We start from the raw sequence: 15,149 nt of genomic DNA on the forward strand, positions 1-15,149 counted from the left end.
GGGAAGGGTCCTCGTTCAAGAAATCTGACTGACTGTCAGAAAACTATTGAACTGGCTCCCCGCCTACTGCAACCTGTTCCAGGTCCGAAGCCGACAGCAGAGGGAGCACGGCTATGGGTGGGACGGAACATCTGGCTGTGCGGCGCGAAGGCGCCACACTGATACTCACGCTCAACCGGCCGGAGGCGAAGAACGCACTCTCGCTGCCGATGCTGGTGGGCCTCTACGACGGATGGCTGGCCGCCGACGAGGACGACGCGATCCGCTCCGTCGTGCTCACCGGAGCGGGCGGCGCCTTCTGTGCCGGCATGGACCTCAAGGCCCTCGCGGGCAACGGCATGGACGGTGAGCAGTACCGGGACCGGATGAAAGCCGACCCCGATCTGCACTGGAAGGCGATGCTGCGCCACCACCGCCCCCGCAAACCGGTCATCGCCGCGGTCGAGGGGTACTGCGTCGCGGGCGGCACGGAGATCCTCCAGGGCACGGACATCCGCGTCGCGGGCGAGTCCGCGACGTTCGGGCTCTTCGAGGTCAAGCGCGGCCTCTTCCCGATCGGCGGCTCGACCGTGCGACTGCCCCGGCAGATTCCCCGTACGCATGCCCTGGAGATGCTGCTGACCGGGCGGCCCTACTCGGCCACCGAGGCCGCGTCCATCGGTCTCATCGGGCACGTCGTCCCGGACGGCACCGCGCTGGAGAAGGCGCTCGTCATCGCCGAGCAGATCAACGCGTGCGGGCCACTCGCCGTGGAGGCGGTGAAGGCGTCCGTGTACGAGGCCGCCGAGATGTCCGAGGCGGACGGGCTCGCGGCGGAGTTGAAGCGGGGGTGGCCGATCTTCGACACCGCCGATGCGAAGGAGGGCTCCAGAGCCTTTGCGGAGAAACGGCCCCCGGCGTTCCGGCGCGCGTAGGCCCGTTTTCGGCTGCGGGTTCGTCGTGGCTGGTCGCGCAGTTCCCCGCGCCCCTTCGGGGGCGCCCCCTGACGGGGCGCCCACCCTCCGCTCTCATCACTAGAAACGGAGTTCTGCTCATGGCATCCGCTCCCTCCCCCGAAGTGCTGCGTGCGCCTCTCATCGTCGAGTTTCCCTTCACCCGGTCCCTCGGGCCCGTGCAGAGCGCCTTCCTCACCGGGCTGCGCGAGCGCACCGTCCTCGGCGTGAAGACCACCGATGGGCGCACCCTCGTCCCGCCCGTCGAGTACGACCCCGTCACCGCCGACGAGATACGCGACCTGGTCGAGGTCGCCGCCACCGGCACCGTCACCACCTGGGCCTGGAACCACGAACCGCGCAGGGGCCAGCCCCTCGACGGGCCCTTCGCCTGGGTCCTGGTGAAGCTCGACGGCGCCGACACCGCCCTGCTGCACGCCCTGGACGCGCCGGGCCCCGACTCGGTCAGGACCGGCATGCGCGTCCGGATCCGCTGGGCCGCCGAACGCACCGGCGCCATCACGGACATCGCCTGCTTCGAGCCGTACGAGGGCCCGACAGGCGGCGAACCGGCCCCGCACGACGGGGAGTTCAGCGACCCCGTCACCGGCATCGTCGCCGCCGCGCGCCTCGACTACACCTACGCGCCGGGCCGCGCGCAGACCGCCTACATCAAGGCGCTCTCCGACCGGAAGACCGTCGGCGAGCGCTGCCCCTCCTGCCACAAGGTCTACGTACCGCCCCGCGGCGCCTGCCCCACCTGCGGCGTCGCCACGACCGAGCGGGTCGAGGTCGGGCCCCGCGGCACCGTCACCACGTACTGCATCGTCAACATCAAGGCGAAGAACCTCGACATCGAAGTGCCCTACGTCTACGCCCACATCGCCCTCGACGGCGCCGACCTCGCCCTCCACGCCCGCATCGCGGGCATCCCGTACGACCAGGTGAGGATGGGGCTGCGTGTCGAGCCGGTGTGGACCGAGGGCGCCCGCTTCCCCGACCACTACCGGCCCACGGGCGAGCCGGACGCCGACTACGACACGTACAAGGAGCTGGTGTAGATGCCGTCCGCGAAGCCGTCCGTGATGCGGCCCGTCCGGGACGTCGCCATCGTGGCCTTCGGGCAGACCGACCACCTGCGCTCCACCGACGAGCTCTCCGAGGTGGAGATGCTCATGCCGGTCCTGCACCAGGTCCTCGCCGCCACCGGCTTGAAGACCAGCGACATCGGCTTCACCTGCTCCGGGTCCTCGGACTATCTGGCCGGACGTGCCTTCTCCTTCACGATGGCGCTCGACGGGGTCGGTGCCTGGCCGCCGATCTCCGAGTCGCACGTCGAGATGGACGGCGCCTGGGCGCTGTACGAGGCGTGGACCAAGCTGCTCACCGGTGAGGCCGACACCGCGCTCGTGTACTCCTACGGCAAGTCGTCCCCCGGATCCGTGCGTGACGTGCTGACCCGGCAGCTCGACCCGTACTACGTGGCGCCCCTGTGGCCGGACTCGGTCGCCCTCGCCGCCCTCCAGGCACAGGCCCTGATCGACGCGGGGGACACCGACGAGCCCGCGCTCGCCGGGGTGGCGTCGCGCAGCCGACAGGACGCGGCCGCCAACTCCCATGCGCAGCTGCGGGGTTCGGTGCCCCAGGGCGACTACGTCGTACGTCCTCTGCGTACCGGCGACTGCCCGCCCATCGGGGACGGCGCCGCCGCCGTGATCCTCGCCGCAGGGGACCGGGCCCGCGAGCTCTGCGAGCGGCCCGCGTGGATCCGCGGCATCGACCACCGTGTCGAGGCGCACAGCCTCGGCGTACGCGACCTCACCGACTCGCCGTCGAGCCGCCTCGCCGCCGAGCGGGCCGGTGCCTTCGAACGGCCTGTGGACACCGCCGAGTTGCACGCGCCGTTCACCTCCCAGGAGGTCGTCCTGCGCAAGGCGCTGAAATTGGGCGACGACGTCTCGGTGAACCCGTCCGGGGGCGCGCTTGCCGCGAACCCCATGATGGCCGCCGGTCTGATCCGGCTCGGTGAGGCCGCCGCCCGCATCCACCGGGGCGAGTCGGACCGGGCCCTCGCGCACGCCACATCCGGACCCTGCCTGCAGCAGAACCTGGTCGCCGTCCTCGAAGGAGAGCCGTCATGAGTGGGGTGAGCGGGGTGGGCAAGGAGCCCGTGGCCGTCGTCGGGATCGGCCAGACCAAGCACGTCGCCGCCCGGCGTGACGTCTCGATCGCGGGCCTCGTCCGCGAGGCCGCCCAAGCCGCCCTGAACGACGCGGAGTTGACCTGGGCGGACATCGACGCGGTCGTCATCGGCAAGGCCCCGGACTTCTTCGAGGGCGTCATGATGCCCGAGCTGTACCTCGCCGACGCGCTCGGCGCCGTGGGCAAACCGATGCTGCGCGTCCACACGGCCGGCTCCGTCGGCGGGTCCACCGCGCTGGTCGCCGCGAACCTGGTCGCGGGCCGCGTCCACGGCACCGTACTGACCCTCGCCTTCGAAAAGCAGTCGGAATCCAACGCGATGTGGGGGCTCTCCCTGCCCATCCCCTTCCAGCAGCCGCTCCTCGCGGGCGCGGGCGGCTTCTTCGCCCCGCACGTGCGCGCGTACATGCGGCGCACCGGCGCCCCCGACACGGTCGGCTCGCTCGTCGCCTACAAGGACCGCCGCAACGCTCTCAAGAACCCCTACGCCCACCTGCACGAGCAGGACATCACCCTGGAGAAGGTCCAGGCATCGCCCATGCTCTGGGACCCGATCCGCTACTCCGAGACCTGCCCGTCCTCCGACGGGGCCTGCGCGATGATCCTCACCGACCGTACGGGCGCGGCCCGTTCGCCCCGGCCGCCCGCCTGGATGCACGGCGGCGCGATGCGCAGCGAGCCGACCCTCTTCGCGGGCAAGGACTTCGTGTCGCCGCAGGCGGGCAAGGACTGCGCCGCCGACGTCTACCGGCAGGCGGGAGTCACGGACCCGCGGCGCGAGATCGACGCCGTCGAGATGTACGTGCCGTTCTCCTGGTACGAACCGATGTGGCTGGAGAACCTGGGCTTCGCCGAGGAGGGCGAGGGCTGGAAACTGACCGAGTCCGGGGTGACGGAGCTGGACGGCGATCTGCCCGTCAACATGTCGGGCGGCGTCCTGTCCACCAATCCCATCGGCGCCTCGGGCATGATCCGCTTCGCCGAGGCGGCACTTCAGGTGCGCGGCCAGGCAGGCGAGCACCAGATCGACGGGGCCCGCAGGGCGCTCGGACACGCCTACGGAGGCGGCTCGCAGTTCTTCTCCATGTGGCTGGTCGGCGCGGAGCCGCCCACAACGTGACGGGTGTGTCGTGCCGGACAGGCCGCCGTCCTCCTTCCGCGGCCTGTCCGGCACAGGAAGCGAAAGCTAGGCTGGCGGGCGGACGACGCATCGGGAGGAGCACGGACGTGGCCGAAGGCACCATTCAGCAGCATCCGCTCGCAGGTCAGCAGCGCCCGCTCGCGGGCTGGGACAAGCCGGAGCTCGACCTCAGCACAGCGGACTGGCAATCGAGCAGCGAGGGGCGGGGTGATGTGGAGATCGCCTTTGTCGAAGGCTTCATCGCGATGCGCAACGCAGGCCGCCCCGAGAGCCCGTCCCTCATCTTCACTCCGGCGGAGTGGGGAGCGTTCGTGCACGGCGCGCGTGCGGGGGAGTTCGATCTGACGTAGGCCGTGTGGGGCGTTGTGGGCCCTCGTCTCCGGCTGTCGCGGCCGCTAGCGGCTCGCGCCGTGCTGACCTGGTGACTTCGGACTCCGCCTCCGGCCCGCCTCCCGCACGGGGCGGCGCCGGAAGCGGGGCCGGCCGACCTTGGCCTTGCGCCGGAGACGAGGAAGCCATGAGTGACGACGCGCCCGTTGAACCCGCCCCGGCCGCGCCCGCCCCGGCCCGCGACGCACCTGTCGTGGTGGCCGTCGACGGGTCGGCCGGCAGCGACCACGCCCTGGAATGGGCACTGACGGCCGCCCGGCTGCGGAACGCGCCGCTGCGGATCGTGCATGTGCGGCAGTACGCGATGCCGCTGGCCGACGGCCCTTACATGCCGACCATCGACCACCGCCCCGACGCCGACCCGGTGGTCGAACGCATGCGTGGGGCCCTGGAGGGACGGGCTGATCTGCCTCCGCTGACGGTCGAGGTCGTGGAGGGTTCCCCGGGGCGGGACATCGCACCGCTCGGCGACGAGGCGCAGCTCTTGGTGCTCGGGTCACGCGGACGGGGCGGCTTCGCCAGTCTGCTGCTCGGTTCGAACGGCCTCGCGTGCGCGCGGGAGGCGGCGTGCCCGGTGGTCGTGGTGAGGCCGGACGCGGAGCTCACGGCGGGGGCCGAGCCGTGCGTGGTGCTCGGGCTCGACCCGCTCTCCCCGCACGACGACACGATCGGCTTCGCCTTCGTGGAAGCGGCGCTGCGGGGCGCGGTGCTCCGGGTCGTCTGCGCCTATCCCGGGCCCGTCCTCGTCTACACGGCCACCGGTGACTTCGTGACCTCGGCGGAAGCGGACGCGGCGACCGCTGCGCAGTACACGGAGCTCGCGGGCGAGCAGCTCGCGCCCTTCCAGGAGCGTAATCCGAAGGTGCGTGTGGAGAAGGAGGTCCTGCCGGGGGACGCGGCGGGGGTTCTCGTGGACGCGTCGCGGGAGGCGGAGCTCGTGGTGGTGGGGCGTCACCAGAGCCGGATGCCGCTGGGGAGGCTGATGGGATCGGTGACCAACGCGGTGCTGCTGCATGCGAAGGGCGCGGTGGGTGTGGTGCCGCCGGAGCACCGGTAGCGAGGCTCCACCCAGCGGCTCGGTCGGCGTACCTCACCGCAGCACCACACACCCCCGCCCCTCCAGCCTCCGCAGCAGCTCGTCCGGCACGGCGACCTCGTTCCAGCGCAGGTCGAGCTTCTCAAGGGCGGGCAGGTCGCCGATCCACGGCGGGAGCTCCCGCAGGCGGTTCGCCCGCAGATCGAGCCTCCGCAGCAGGGGCAGCTCACGCAGGGCATCCGGCACCGTCGCGAACTCGTTCTCGCGCAGCTCCAGTTCGCGGAGTGCGCCGAGGCGGCCGAGCGATGCGGGGAGCGACGTGAGGCGGTTGCCGCGCAGCCACAGTTCACGCAGGGCTGTGAGGCCGCCGAGCGATGAAGGGACCGAGGCCAGCCGATTGTGCTGGGCGCGCAGTTCGACGAGGGCGCCGAGTGAACCCAGCGTGTCCGGCAGCGCCGTCAGCCGGTTCTCGCCCACGTTGAGGTAGGTCAGCCGCTTCAGGTTGCCCAGGGTGTCCGGAAGTGACGTGAGGCGGTTGTCGTGGACGTAGAGGAAGCGGCTGAGGTCCGTCAGGTCGCCGAGCTCCGGCGGTAGCTCGGTCAGGTGGTTGTGGCCGAGGTCCAGCGTGTGCAGGGACGCCAAGGTGCCGATCCGGGCGGGGAGCCGCGTGAGCGCGTTGTCGGGGAGGAGCAGGACCTCCAGGGACGGGTGGTGCCACACCTCGTCGGGGACGTCGCTCAGGCCGCCGTGCCAGTAGTTGAGTACGTTCTCGGTGCCGGGCGTCACGTGAGGGTCCCTTCGTCGGAGTGGACGACGGTAGCCAACCGCACCGCTGCGGCGGAATCAGCTCCCGGCGGGCCCCGAGCCCCGAGCCCCGAGGCGCGCTCGTCGCGTCGTCGCCTGTCGCTTGAGGAACTGCCCGCCCATGCCGAAGAGTTCAGAGACCTGCCAGGACGTGCCGGACAGGATCATCGGCTCCGAACTGCTCAGCGCCCCCGCGACGAAGGGCCGGGCCCCGTCGCCCGGCCGCGTCGCCGCCGACCCGGCCGGCGGCCCGCCGTGGCACGCCGCCTACCGGAAAGGGGGGAACGGACCACTCTGGTCCCGCCGCCTCGCTCGCGCCCCATCACCCCCGCTGACCTCGCGCTGAACACCGGCCCGCCCTCCCGCCGCCCCGCGCGGACCGGCGCCGCCCCCGCGCCGACAAGCGCCGCGGGCCACGTACCATTGGCGCATGTCCTTCCTCCGCCGCCGCAGCTCCGCCACTCCCGCTGGCCCGGACTTCGATGTCCTCGCCATGGACCCGGGTGACTGGCCCGGCAACCTCGGCGCGGGCCTGCTGCCCGCCCCCGACGGCAGCTGCCAGGGCGTCTTCCTGCGCTACGACCTCTTCGGCGGGCGCGGCCCCGCGATGATCATCGGCAATCTGCCCGAGGGCTCCCCGGCGCGCGAGATCGCCGACGACGAGGTGCCCTTCGAGGTCGCCCAGCTGCTGCTCGCGCTGGAGAACGACGAGGAGGTCACCGTCGTCACCACCGAGGACATGCCGGTGATGCAGGGCGACAACCTCCTCATCGTGCGCCGCCTCAAGCTCTCAGAAAGCCGTATCTCCTGCGTGCAGTTCGACCGCAGCGACGGCGTCCTGGTCACCATCGCCGCCTGGGACCGGCCCATCACCGACGATCTGTACGCCCTCCTGAAGCCGCTGCCCGCGGAGCTCTTCCAGCAGGGCTGACACACCCGGCACGACCGCGGGCCACGTACCCACCCCTTCTGTCGGAGGGGTGGGTTTTGTCATGCGCCTTGCCAGGCCAGTCATCGGACTTTTAACGTGACCGGTCATGACTCCCGGGATCTCGCGAAGAACCACGATGAAGTCCGCCGTAGGCGGAGCAGCCCTTCTGGCGGCGGGCGGAGGTCCTCTCGCCGATGCCGCGGCTGCGGCCGAGGGGCGACATTACGGGCGCGACACATCCGATGAATCGCTGCTCTGGTATGCGAAGCCCGCCGCCGACTGGGAGCGCGAGGCCCTCCCCATCGGCAATGGCGCACTCGGCGCCATGGTCTTCGGCACCCTCGTCTCCGAACGGCTCCAGTTCAACGAGAAGACTCTGTGGACCGGCGGCCCCGGCTCCCGCGAGGGCTACGACCACGGCAACTGGCGTGAGGCCAGACCCGGCGCACTCGACGCGGTACGCAAGGAGCTGGACGAGAAGGGCGGGCTCTCCCCCGACGCGGTCGCCGCCGACCTCGGCCAGTCCCGCCGCGGCTACGGCGCCCACCAGACCTTCGGCGATCTGCACCTCGACATGCCGGGCGCCCCGGACACGCCCGACGTCACGTACCGCCGCGCCCTCGATCTCCGCAAGGGCCTCGCGACCGTCACGTACATCCACCAAAAGGTGCGCCACGAGCGGGAGTTCTTCGCCTCCCATCCCGGCGGCGTGCTCGTCGGGAGCCTCACCGCCGACCGCCCCGCGAGCGTCACCTGCACTCTGCGTTACACCTCGCCCCGCGCCGACTTCACTGCGAAGGCGGACGGTGACCGGATGTCCGTACGCGGTGAACTCGCCGACAACGGGCTGAAGTTCGAGGCGCAGGTGCGCGTCGTGCACCAGGGCGGCATGCGCACCGCCAACGCGGACGGCAGCATCACCGTCACCGGAGCCGACCACGTCTGGTTCGCGCTCGCCGCGGGAACCGACTACGCCGACATCTACCCCGACTATCGCGGCGACGACCCGCACGCCCTCGTCACCCGCACCGTCGACCAGGCCATCGCCAAGGGCCACGGCGCGCTCCGGGCCCGCCACCTGCGCGACCACGGCGACCTGTTCGGCCGGGTCGCCCTCGACATCGGCCAGAGCGCACCCGCTGACGTCCCGACCGACCGGCTGCTCAAGGGGTACGGGGCAGGTGCGAGCGCGGCCGACCGCGCCCTCGAAGCCCTCTTCTTCCAGTACGGGCGCTACCTCCTCATCGCCTCGTCCCGCGCGGGTTCGCTGCCCGCGAACCTCCAGGGTGTGTGGAACAACAGCACCACCCCGCCCTGGTCGGCGGACTACCACACCAACATCAACCTCCAGATGAACTACTGGCTCGCCGAGGCCGCCAACCTCCCCGAGACCACCGCCCCGTACGACCGCTTCGTCGAGGCACTGCGCGCGCCGGGGCGGCGCAGCGCGAAGGAGATGTTCGGCTCGCGGGGCTGGGTGGTGCACAACGAGACCAACCCCTACGGCTTCACCGGCGTCCACGACTGGGCGACCGCCTTCTGGTTCCCGGAGGCCGCCGCCTGGCTCACCGCGCAGCTCTACGAGCACTACCGTTTCGGTGGTTCCACGGAGTACCTCCGTTCCACCGCCTACCCGGTGATGAAGGAAGCCGCCGAGTTCTGGCTCGACAACCTCCGCACCGACCCCCGCGACGGCACCCTCGTCGTCACGCCCAGCTACTCGCCCGAGCACGGCGACTTCACCGCGGGCGACTCGATGGCCCAGCAGATCGTGCACGACCTGCTCACCAACACCCTGGAGGCCGCCCGCGTGCTCGGTGACTCGGCCGCCTTCCGCGCCGAGCTCGACAAGACCCTCGGCAAGCTCGACCCCGGCCTGCGCGTCGGATCCTGGGGGCAGCTCCAGGAGTGGAAGGCCGACCTGGACTCCAGGACGGATGACCACCGGCACGTCTCCCACCTCTACGCCCTGCACCCCGGACGCCAGATCGAACCGGGCAGCAAGTGGGCCGACGCCGCGAAGGTCTCCCTCACCGCGCGCGGCGACGGCGGCACCGGCTGGTCCAAGGCGTGGAAGGTCAATTTCTGGGCGCGCCTTCGCGACGGCGACCACGCGCACAAGATGCTCGGCGAGCAGCTCAAGTCCTCGACGCTCCCGAACCTCTGGGACACCCATCCGCCGTTTCAGATCGACGGCAACTTCGGGGCAACATCGGGCATCGTGGAGATGCTCCTGCAGAGCCAGTTCGACGTCATCGAGGTGCTGCCCGCACTGCCGGCGAGCTGGCCCGAGGGGGCGGTGCGCGGCCTGCGGGCACGCGGCGGGGCACGGCTGGACATCGAGTGGTCGGGCGGACGGGCCACGCGCATCGTGCTCACCGCCTCACGCACCCGTGAACTCACCGTGCGCAGCGTCCTGTTGAAGGGCGGCGAGAAGACCTTCAAGGCGCGGGCAGGACAGCGGTACGTCTTCGACTGACCTCTTCCCGGCAGACATGACAGGGCCGGGCCCGCCCTCACGCGAACCCGGCCCTGACCGCACAGCAACTCGGCGGCTCTAGGAGCCCGAAGGCACCACCCGCACATCGGCCGCCCGGACATACGCCACGCGGTGCCCGAACTGGACCTCGTAGTACGTGTCCTTGCCGCGCACCACCTTGTGCGGCGCCGTGTCGAACGTCGGTGCGTAGAAGTACTCGCCAGGCACCTTGTCGCCGATCGCGTACTTCTGTCCCGCGAGGAGCTTGTACGGGAGCGGCGTCACCGGCTGCACCGGGACGCCCGCCGGGTACGCCTCCTTCTCCGGGTAGGCGCGCCCGTACACCGGGATCTCCTTGGCGTCGCCCTTCGGCGTCACCACGAGCCCCTTCGCGTCGACGGCCGTCGGCTGCTTCTTCGGGTTCTTGAACCAGGCCTTCTGGCCCAGGTACCAGACGGCGGTCCAGTCGCCCCGGCGATCGGCGACCGCGTACTGCTGGCCGGTGGAGAGGCGGGCGCCGGTGTCGTTCACGCCGATCGTCGAGGCGCCGCCGCCGGGCCGCAGGCCGATGTCCTTGATGAGCGGCGCGTCGTCACGCGGCTCGGTGTGGACGCGCACGGCGGCGGAACCGTGCGGCACGCACTTCTCGCCCGGCTTGACGCAGCCCGTGTACTCCGGCCGGTTCTTGGAGTAGTCCGGTGCCACCGTCACCAGACCGCCGCCGGGGCCCGCCGTGCGCTTGAACGGCTTGCCCATCAGGGTGAAGTAGTGCTGCCAGTCCCAGTACGGGCCGGGGTCGGTGTGCATGCCCGCGATCGTCGACGGCAGCGTGCCCGGGACGTTGTCGTGCCCGATGATGTGCTGGCGGTCCAGCGGGATGTCGTACTTCTTCGACAGATACTTCACCAGGCGCGCCGACGAGCGGTACATCGCCTCCGTGTACCAGGTGTCGGGCGCGGTGAGGAAGCCCTCGTGCTCCAGGCCGATCGACTTGGAGTTCACGTACCAGTTGCCCGCGTGCCAGGCGACGTCCTTGGCCTTCACGTGCTGGGCGATGTGACCGTCGGTGGAGCGCAGGGTGTACTGCCAGGACACGTACGTGGGGTCCTGCACCATGTTCAGGACGCCTTCCCAGCGGCCCTCGGTGTCGTGGATGACGATCGTGTCGATGCTCTGGCTCTCGGGCCGGTTCGACAGGTCGTGGTTGCCGTAGTCGTCGTTGCCGTTCGGGTCCTTGAACTCCTCGTACGGCGCCGGGATCCACTCGCACGACACGGTCGAGGGGCACTCGGTCTCGCCCTTCGGCGCCTTGCGCAGCCCCATGCCCCGCACCTGAGCGGCATCCGGCTTCAGACCGCTGACCGCCGCGAGCGCCACGTGCTGCCCGGCGTCCGTGGTGCGCGACTGCCCGTCGTGGATGACGGCGAAGACATCATTGGCGTACGTCGCCGCGGTGGCCTGGTCGTCCGCGCCGGAGAAGCGTGCGATCGCTCCGTACCAGTCGGCCGGGTCGTCGCTCAGGGGCTTGCCGAGCTTCTTTTGTGCGGCGGCGAGCAGGGCCGCGCCGCCGCGTACGTTGGCGGCAGGGTCGGTGCGCAGCTTCTCGGCGGACTGCCCGCTGAGTTCGGCGGCGCGGGGCAACGTCTTGAGCCGCGCGGGCAGTTGGGAGTTCTCTGGCACCTTCGCCGTGGACTCCTTCGGCTTGAGGACGCCGCGGGACGCGTCACCGCGCGGATCCTCGTCGCCCTCGCTGTGGTGCGGGGCGCCGGCGACGGCGGTGCGCGCGTCGGTGAGGTGCATCGGGCCGTATCCACCGGTCACGCTCGGCGCGCCGCCGTGCGCGTCCCAGCGGGACTGCAGGTAGGACACTCCGAGCAGCACGCTCTGCGGTACGCGGTATTCGGCGGCCGCTGCGGCGAAGGCGCTCTGCAGCTCTTGCGACGGGGATCGCCCGGGAGCGCCGGACGAGGGCGCGGCACCGAGCAGCGGAAGCAGCAGACCGGCGGAGACAAGGGCACCCGCGGTCCTGACGGCGCGTCTGCGCGCGGCAGGGGTGCGGGCGGTGACGGATCCTCGCAATGCAGCCTCCTGGGACGGTGAAGCGTGATGGGGCGTGCGGGGCCGGGCGTGCGTCAGTGGTACCGGCTCTCAGACGATCCGTCAATCATGCCCAGGGGAAGGGATTTCCCATGTCAGCGCCGGTCCCGGCGGGTTTCGCCCCAGGAGGCCGCACGGCCTGCGACGCGTCAATGGATTGGACCAATGAGGTCTGGACCACCTGTTCAGACGAAGCAGCGCGGGGAACGCGGCTCAGCGGGCCGCGCCCGCCAGTACCCGGTCCACCTGCCGCGGGGACAGCGCGTGCTCGACCGCGAGGATGCCCGCCCCGATCGCCGCCGCGTTCTCGCCGGTGCGGCTCGGCTCGATCCGGAGCACATGCGTGGCCAAGGGATGCGAGCGGCGGTACACCGCTTCCCTCACGCCCGCCAGGAGTTGGTCGTGGACGGCGGCCATCACGCCACCGACCACCACCGTGTCCGGGTTGAAGAAGTTCACCAGGCCCGCGAGCACCTCGCCCACCGCACGCCCTGCCTCGCGCACCATGCTGACGGCGTCGCGGTTGCCGGACTTCACCAGGCGTACGACATCGCTGCCCGAGGTCGCCTGCAAGCCGAGCCGGGAGAGTTTGCGTGCGATCGCCGCGCCGCCCGCCACCGCCTCCAGACAGCCCGAGTTGCCGCACCGGCAGGGCTCCTCGATGTCGCCGACCCGGATGTGCCCGATGTCGCCCGCGCTGCCCTGCGCGCCCCGGTGCAGCCTGCCGTCGGCGACGATGCCGCAGCCGATGCCCGTGCCCACCTTGATGTAGAGCAGATAGCGCGTGTCGGGGAAGGCGCGGCGCTGCTCGGCGAGCGCCATCACGTTCACGTCGTTGTCGACCAGGGCCCGCGGACCGAACCGCTCGGCGAAGAACTCCGGTATGGGGTACTGGTGCCAGCCCGGCATGATCGGCGGATCCACCGGGCGGCCCGTCGAGAACTCCACGGGCCCCGGCACCCCGACCCCGATGGACTGCAGCGACGCGGGGTCGCGATCCGCCTCCTTGAGGAGCGTGTGCAGCGTCCGCTCCACGTGGCCGAGCACCTCCTGCGGGCCGTCCGCGATGGAGAGCGGATCCTCGCGCAGGGCGAGCATCTCGCCGCCGATGTCCATCAGGGCGACCCGGCAGTGCGAAGCGCCCAAGTCGACGCCTGCCACGGCGTGTTCGCGTGTGCGCAGGCGAAGGCGGCGCGGCGGCCTGCCGCCCGTCGACCCGCCGTCCGCCTCCTCGGTGACGAAGCCGTGCGCGATCAGCGCGTCCACCCGCTGCGAAACCGTCGACCGTGCGAGCCCCGTCACGCGGGCGATGTCGGCGCGGGTCTCCACCGCCCCCGTACGCAGCAGGGCGAGGACTTCGCCGGGTGAGGACGGTGAGGACGGTACGGAATCGGGGTGATCCGGCGCTCCAGACATGGCAGTCACCATAGGGACGAGTTTCGCTGCTCACAAGGCCGATGCTGTTCGGTGTCCGGCCTAAGTCACCGTCAACTCGCTTGCGATGAAAGCTGCTTGGGCTCTTGACAGGTCAAAGCTCCCTCATCACATTGCTCTGCAGACCGCTGCCGAAGGAGCCGAGGGTGCAGGCGATACAGGCGACGCAAGAGATGTTGGCGATGCGCGGGGTGTCCAAGAGCTTTCTCGGAGTGCGTGTGCTGCACGGCGCCTCGCTCGACCTCGCCGCCGGCGAGGTGCACGCGCTTGTCGGTGAGAACGGCGCGGGCAAGTCCACCTTGATGAAGGTCCTCGCGGGCGAACACGTCCCGGACGAGGGCACCATCGTGCTCGACGGAACAGAGCATTCCTTCAGCCATCCCGCGCAGGCCCAGGCCGCCGGGATCGGCATCATCCACCAGGAGTTCGCGCTGCTCGCGCACCGGACGGTCGCCGAGAACGTCTTCCTGGGCCGCGAACCGACCCGCTACGGCCTCGTCGACCGCCGCGCGATGGAGGCGCGTACGGCCGAACTCCTCGCCGAAGTCGGCGTATCGGGCATCACGCCGCGCACGTACGTCCGCGATCTGTCCGTCGCCCGGCAGCAGACCGTCGAGATCGTCAAGGCGCTCGCGTCGGACGTCCGCGTCCTGGTCATGGACGAGCCGACCGCCCCGCTGGCCGACCACGAGGCGGGCCTCCTGCACGACCTCGTACGCCGCCTCGCTGGGCGCGGCCTCGGCATCCTGTACATCTCGCACCGCCTGCGCGAGGTCTTCGAACTGTCGCAGCGGATCACGGTGTTGAAGGACGGCCACCACGTCACGACGGTCCGGACCCGGGACACGGACACCGACCAGGTCGTACGCGCCATGGTGGGCCGGGAGCTGAGCGCCTACTACCCGCCGCGCGCCCACCCCGACGACATCGGCGAGGTACGCCTCGCCGTCACCGGCGGCGGCAACGACCGGCTGAGCGGCATCGACCTGACGCTGCGCGCGGGCGAGGTCACCGGCATCGCGGGCCTGGAGGGCTCCGGCCGTACGTCCCTCGCGCGGGCCCTGTTCGGAGCGGCGCCGTTCACCAGCGGGGCCATGACCGTGAGCGGCGAAGCCCTGCGGCCCACCACCCCGCGCCAGGCCATCCGCGCCGGGATCGCCCTGGTGACCGAGGACCGCAAGGCGGAGGGGCTCGCCCTGCGCCAGTCCGTGCGCGACAACGCCCTGCTGGTGACCCGCGCCGTACCGGCCAGGGGGGAGCCGCCCGCCGCCCGCGAACTGACCGCGCTCCTGGAGCGGGTACGGCTCCAGGCGCGCGGCGAGGACCAGGAGGCCCGCTTCTTGTCCGGCGGCAACCAGCAGAAGGTCGTCATCGCCAAGTGGCTCGCAGCCCGCCCCCGCGTCCTGCTCTTCGACGAACCGACCCGAGGCGTCGACGTGGGCGCCAAGGCCGCCATCCACACCCTCGTCCGCGAACTGGCCCGCGAGGGCATCGCCGTCCTGATCGTCTCCTCCGAGCTTCCCGAACTCATCGGCATGAGCGACCGCATCCTCGTCATGTCCGAAGGCCGCATCGCCGGTGAACTCCCGGCGGGGGCCGCCGAGGAGGACGTGATGCGGCTCGCCACGGCCTCACTGTCCGGCGAAACGACCACCCCGTCCGGAAAGGACTCCGTCGCGTGAGCGGTACCACCGGCACATCCG

Annotated in this window: 13 protein-coding genes; 10 read left to right on the top strand and 3 right to left on the bottom strand. The window is 71.1% G+C overall.

What is annotated here, in order from left to right; all coding sequences use genetic code 11:
• The first annotated feature begins 113 nt into the window (after positions 1-113).
• The 6 genes from ACWGI2_RS23545 to ACWGI2_RS23570 all read left to right on the top strand — a co-directional run bounded on the left by ACWGI2_RS23545 (position 114) and on the right by ACWGI2_RS23570 (position 5,722).
• Positions 114-914, top strand: coding sequence for a crotonase/enoyl-CoA hydratase family protein (locus ACWGI2_RS23545; RefSeq protein ID WP_453396276.1), 801 nt, complete (start codon positions 114-116; stop codon positions 912-914).
• A gap of 119 nt (positions 915-1,033) precedes the next feature.
• Positions 1,034-1,993, top strand: coding sequence for a Zn-ribbon domain-containing OB-fold protein (locus ACWGI2_RS23550; protein ID WP_453697419.1), 960 nt, complete (start codon positions 1,034-1,036; stop codon positions 1,991-1,993).
• On the top strand, positions 1,994-3,073 hold the full coding sequence (locus tag ACWGI2_RS23555) for a thiolase domain-containing protein (protein WP_453697420.1): 1,080 nt from the start codon (positions 1,994-1,996) through the stop codon (positions 3,071-3,073). It begins immediately after the preceding gene.
• Between the two features lie 14 nt (positions 3,074-3,087).
• On the top strand, positions 3,088-4,254 hold the full coding sequence (locus ACWGI2_RS23560) for a thiolase domain-containing protein (protein WP_453396517.1): 1,167 nt from the start codon (positions 3,088-3,090) through the stop codon (positions 4,252-4,254).
• A gap of 107 nt (positions 4,255-4,361) precedes the next feature.
• The gene (locus tag ACWGI2_RS23565; protein WP_336605706.1) at positions 4,362-4,625 is read left to right on the top strand and encodes a DUF397 domain-containing protein; all 264 of its coding nucleotides are present in this window, start codon (positions 4,362-4,364) and stop codon (positions 4,623-4,625) included.
• 167 nt (positions 4,626-4,792) lie between these two features.
• Positions 4,793-5,722 (top strand): universal stress protein, encoded by a 930-nt coding sequence (locus tag ACWGI2_RS23570; RefSeq protein WP_453697421.1) that lies wholly within the window; start codon positions 4,793-4,795, stop codon positions 5,720-5,722.
• A 33-nt stretch (positions 5,723-5,755) separates the two neighbouring features.
• Here the strand turns inward: ACWGI2_RS23570 and ACWGI2_RS23575 are convergent, their stop codons facing one another.
• Positions 5,756-6,487: a leucine-rich repeat domain-containing protein gene (locus ACWGI2_RS23575; RefSeq protein ID WP_453697422.1), complete on the bottom strand. Its 732-nt coding sequence runs from the start codon at positions 6,485-6,487 to the stop codon at positions 5,756-5,758.
• A 139-nt stretch (positions 6,488-6,626) separates the two neighbouring features.
• Between ACWGI2_RS23575 and ACWGI2_RS23580 the strand changes: the two genes are divergently transcribed.
• The 3 genes from ACWGI2_RS23580 (at position 6,627) to ACWGI2_RS23590 (ending at position 9,915) form a co-directional block, all read left to right on the top strand.
• A complete protein-coding gene (locus tag ACWGI2_RS23580; RefSeq protein ID WP_453697423.1) occupies positions 6,627-6,851 on the top strand; it encodes a hypothetical protein in 225 nt (74 codons plus the stop codon).
• An 84-nt stretch (positions 6,852-6,935) separates the two neighbouring features.
• Positions 6,936-7,436 (top strand): hypothetical protein, encoded by a 501-nt coding sequence (locus tag ACWGI2_RS23585; protein ID WP_367039047.1) that lies wholly within the window; start codon positions 6,936-6,938, stop codon positions 7,434-7,436.
• Between the two features lie 136 nt (positions 7,437-7,572).
• Positions 7,573-9,915: a glycoside hydrolase family 95 protein gene (locus ACWGI2_RS23590; RefSeq protein WP_453697424.1), complete on the top strand. Its 2,343-nt coding sequence runs from the start codon at positions 7,573-7,575 to the stop codon at positions 9,913-9,915.
• 78 nt (positions 9,916-9,993) lie between these two features.
• On the opposite strand, the gene ACWGI2_RS23595 is transcribed toward ACWGI2_RS23590, so the two are convergent.
• Together ACWGI2_RS23595 and ACWGI2_RS23600 are read right to left on the bottom strand one after the other, a co-directional pair.
• Positions 9,994-11,994: an N-acetylmuramoyl-L-alanine amidase gene (locus tag ACWGI2_RS23595; protein WP_453697426.1), complete on the bottom strand. Its 2,001-nt coding sequence runs from the start codon at positions 11,992-11,994 to the stop codon at positions 9,994-9,996.
• Between the two features lie 231 nt (positions 11,995-12,225).
• Complete coding sequence (locus ACWGI2_RS23600) at positions 12,226-13,428, bottom strand: ROK family protein (RefSeq protein WP_453697428.1); 1,203 nt, start codon at positions 13,426-13,428, stop codon at positions 12,226-12,228.
• Positions 13,429-13,619: 191 nt separating this feature from the next.
• Between ACWGI2_RS23600 and ACWGI2_RS23605 the strand changes: the two genes are divergently transcribed.
• Positions 13,620-15,128 (top strand): sugar ABC transporter ATP-binding protein, encoded by a 1,509-nt coding sequence (locus ACWGI2_RS23605; RefSeq protein WP_453697719.1) that lies wholly within the window; start codon positions 13,620-13,622, stop codon positions 15,126-15,128.
• Positions 15,129-15,149 lie beyond the last annotated feature (21 nt).

The organism is Streptomyces sp. NPDC054866 (assembly GCF_053610745.1).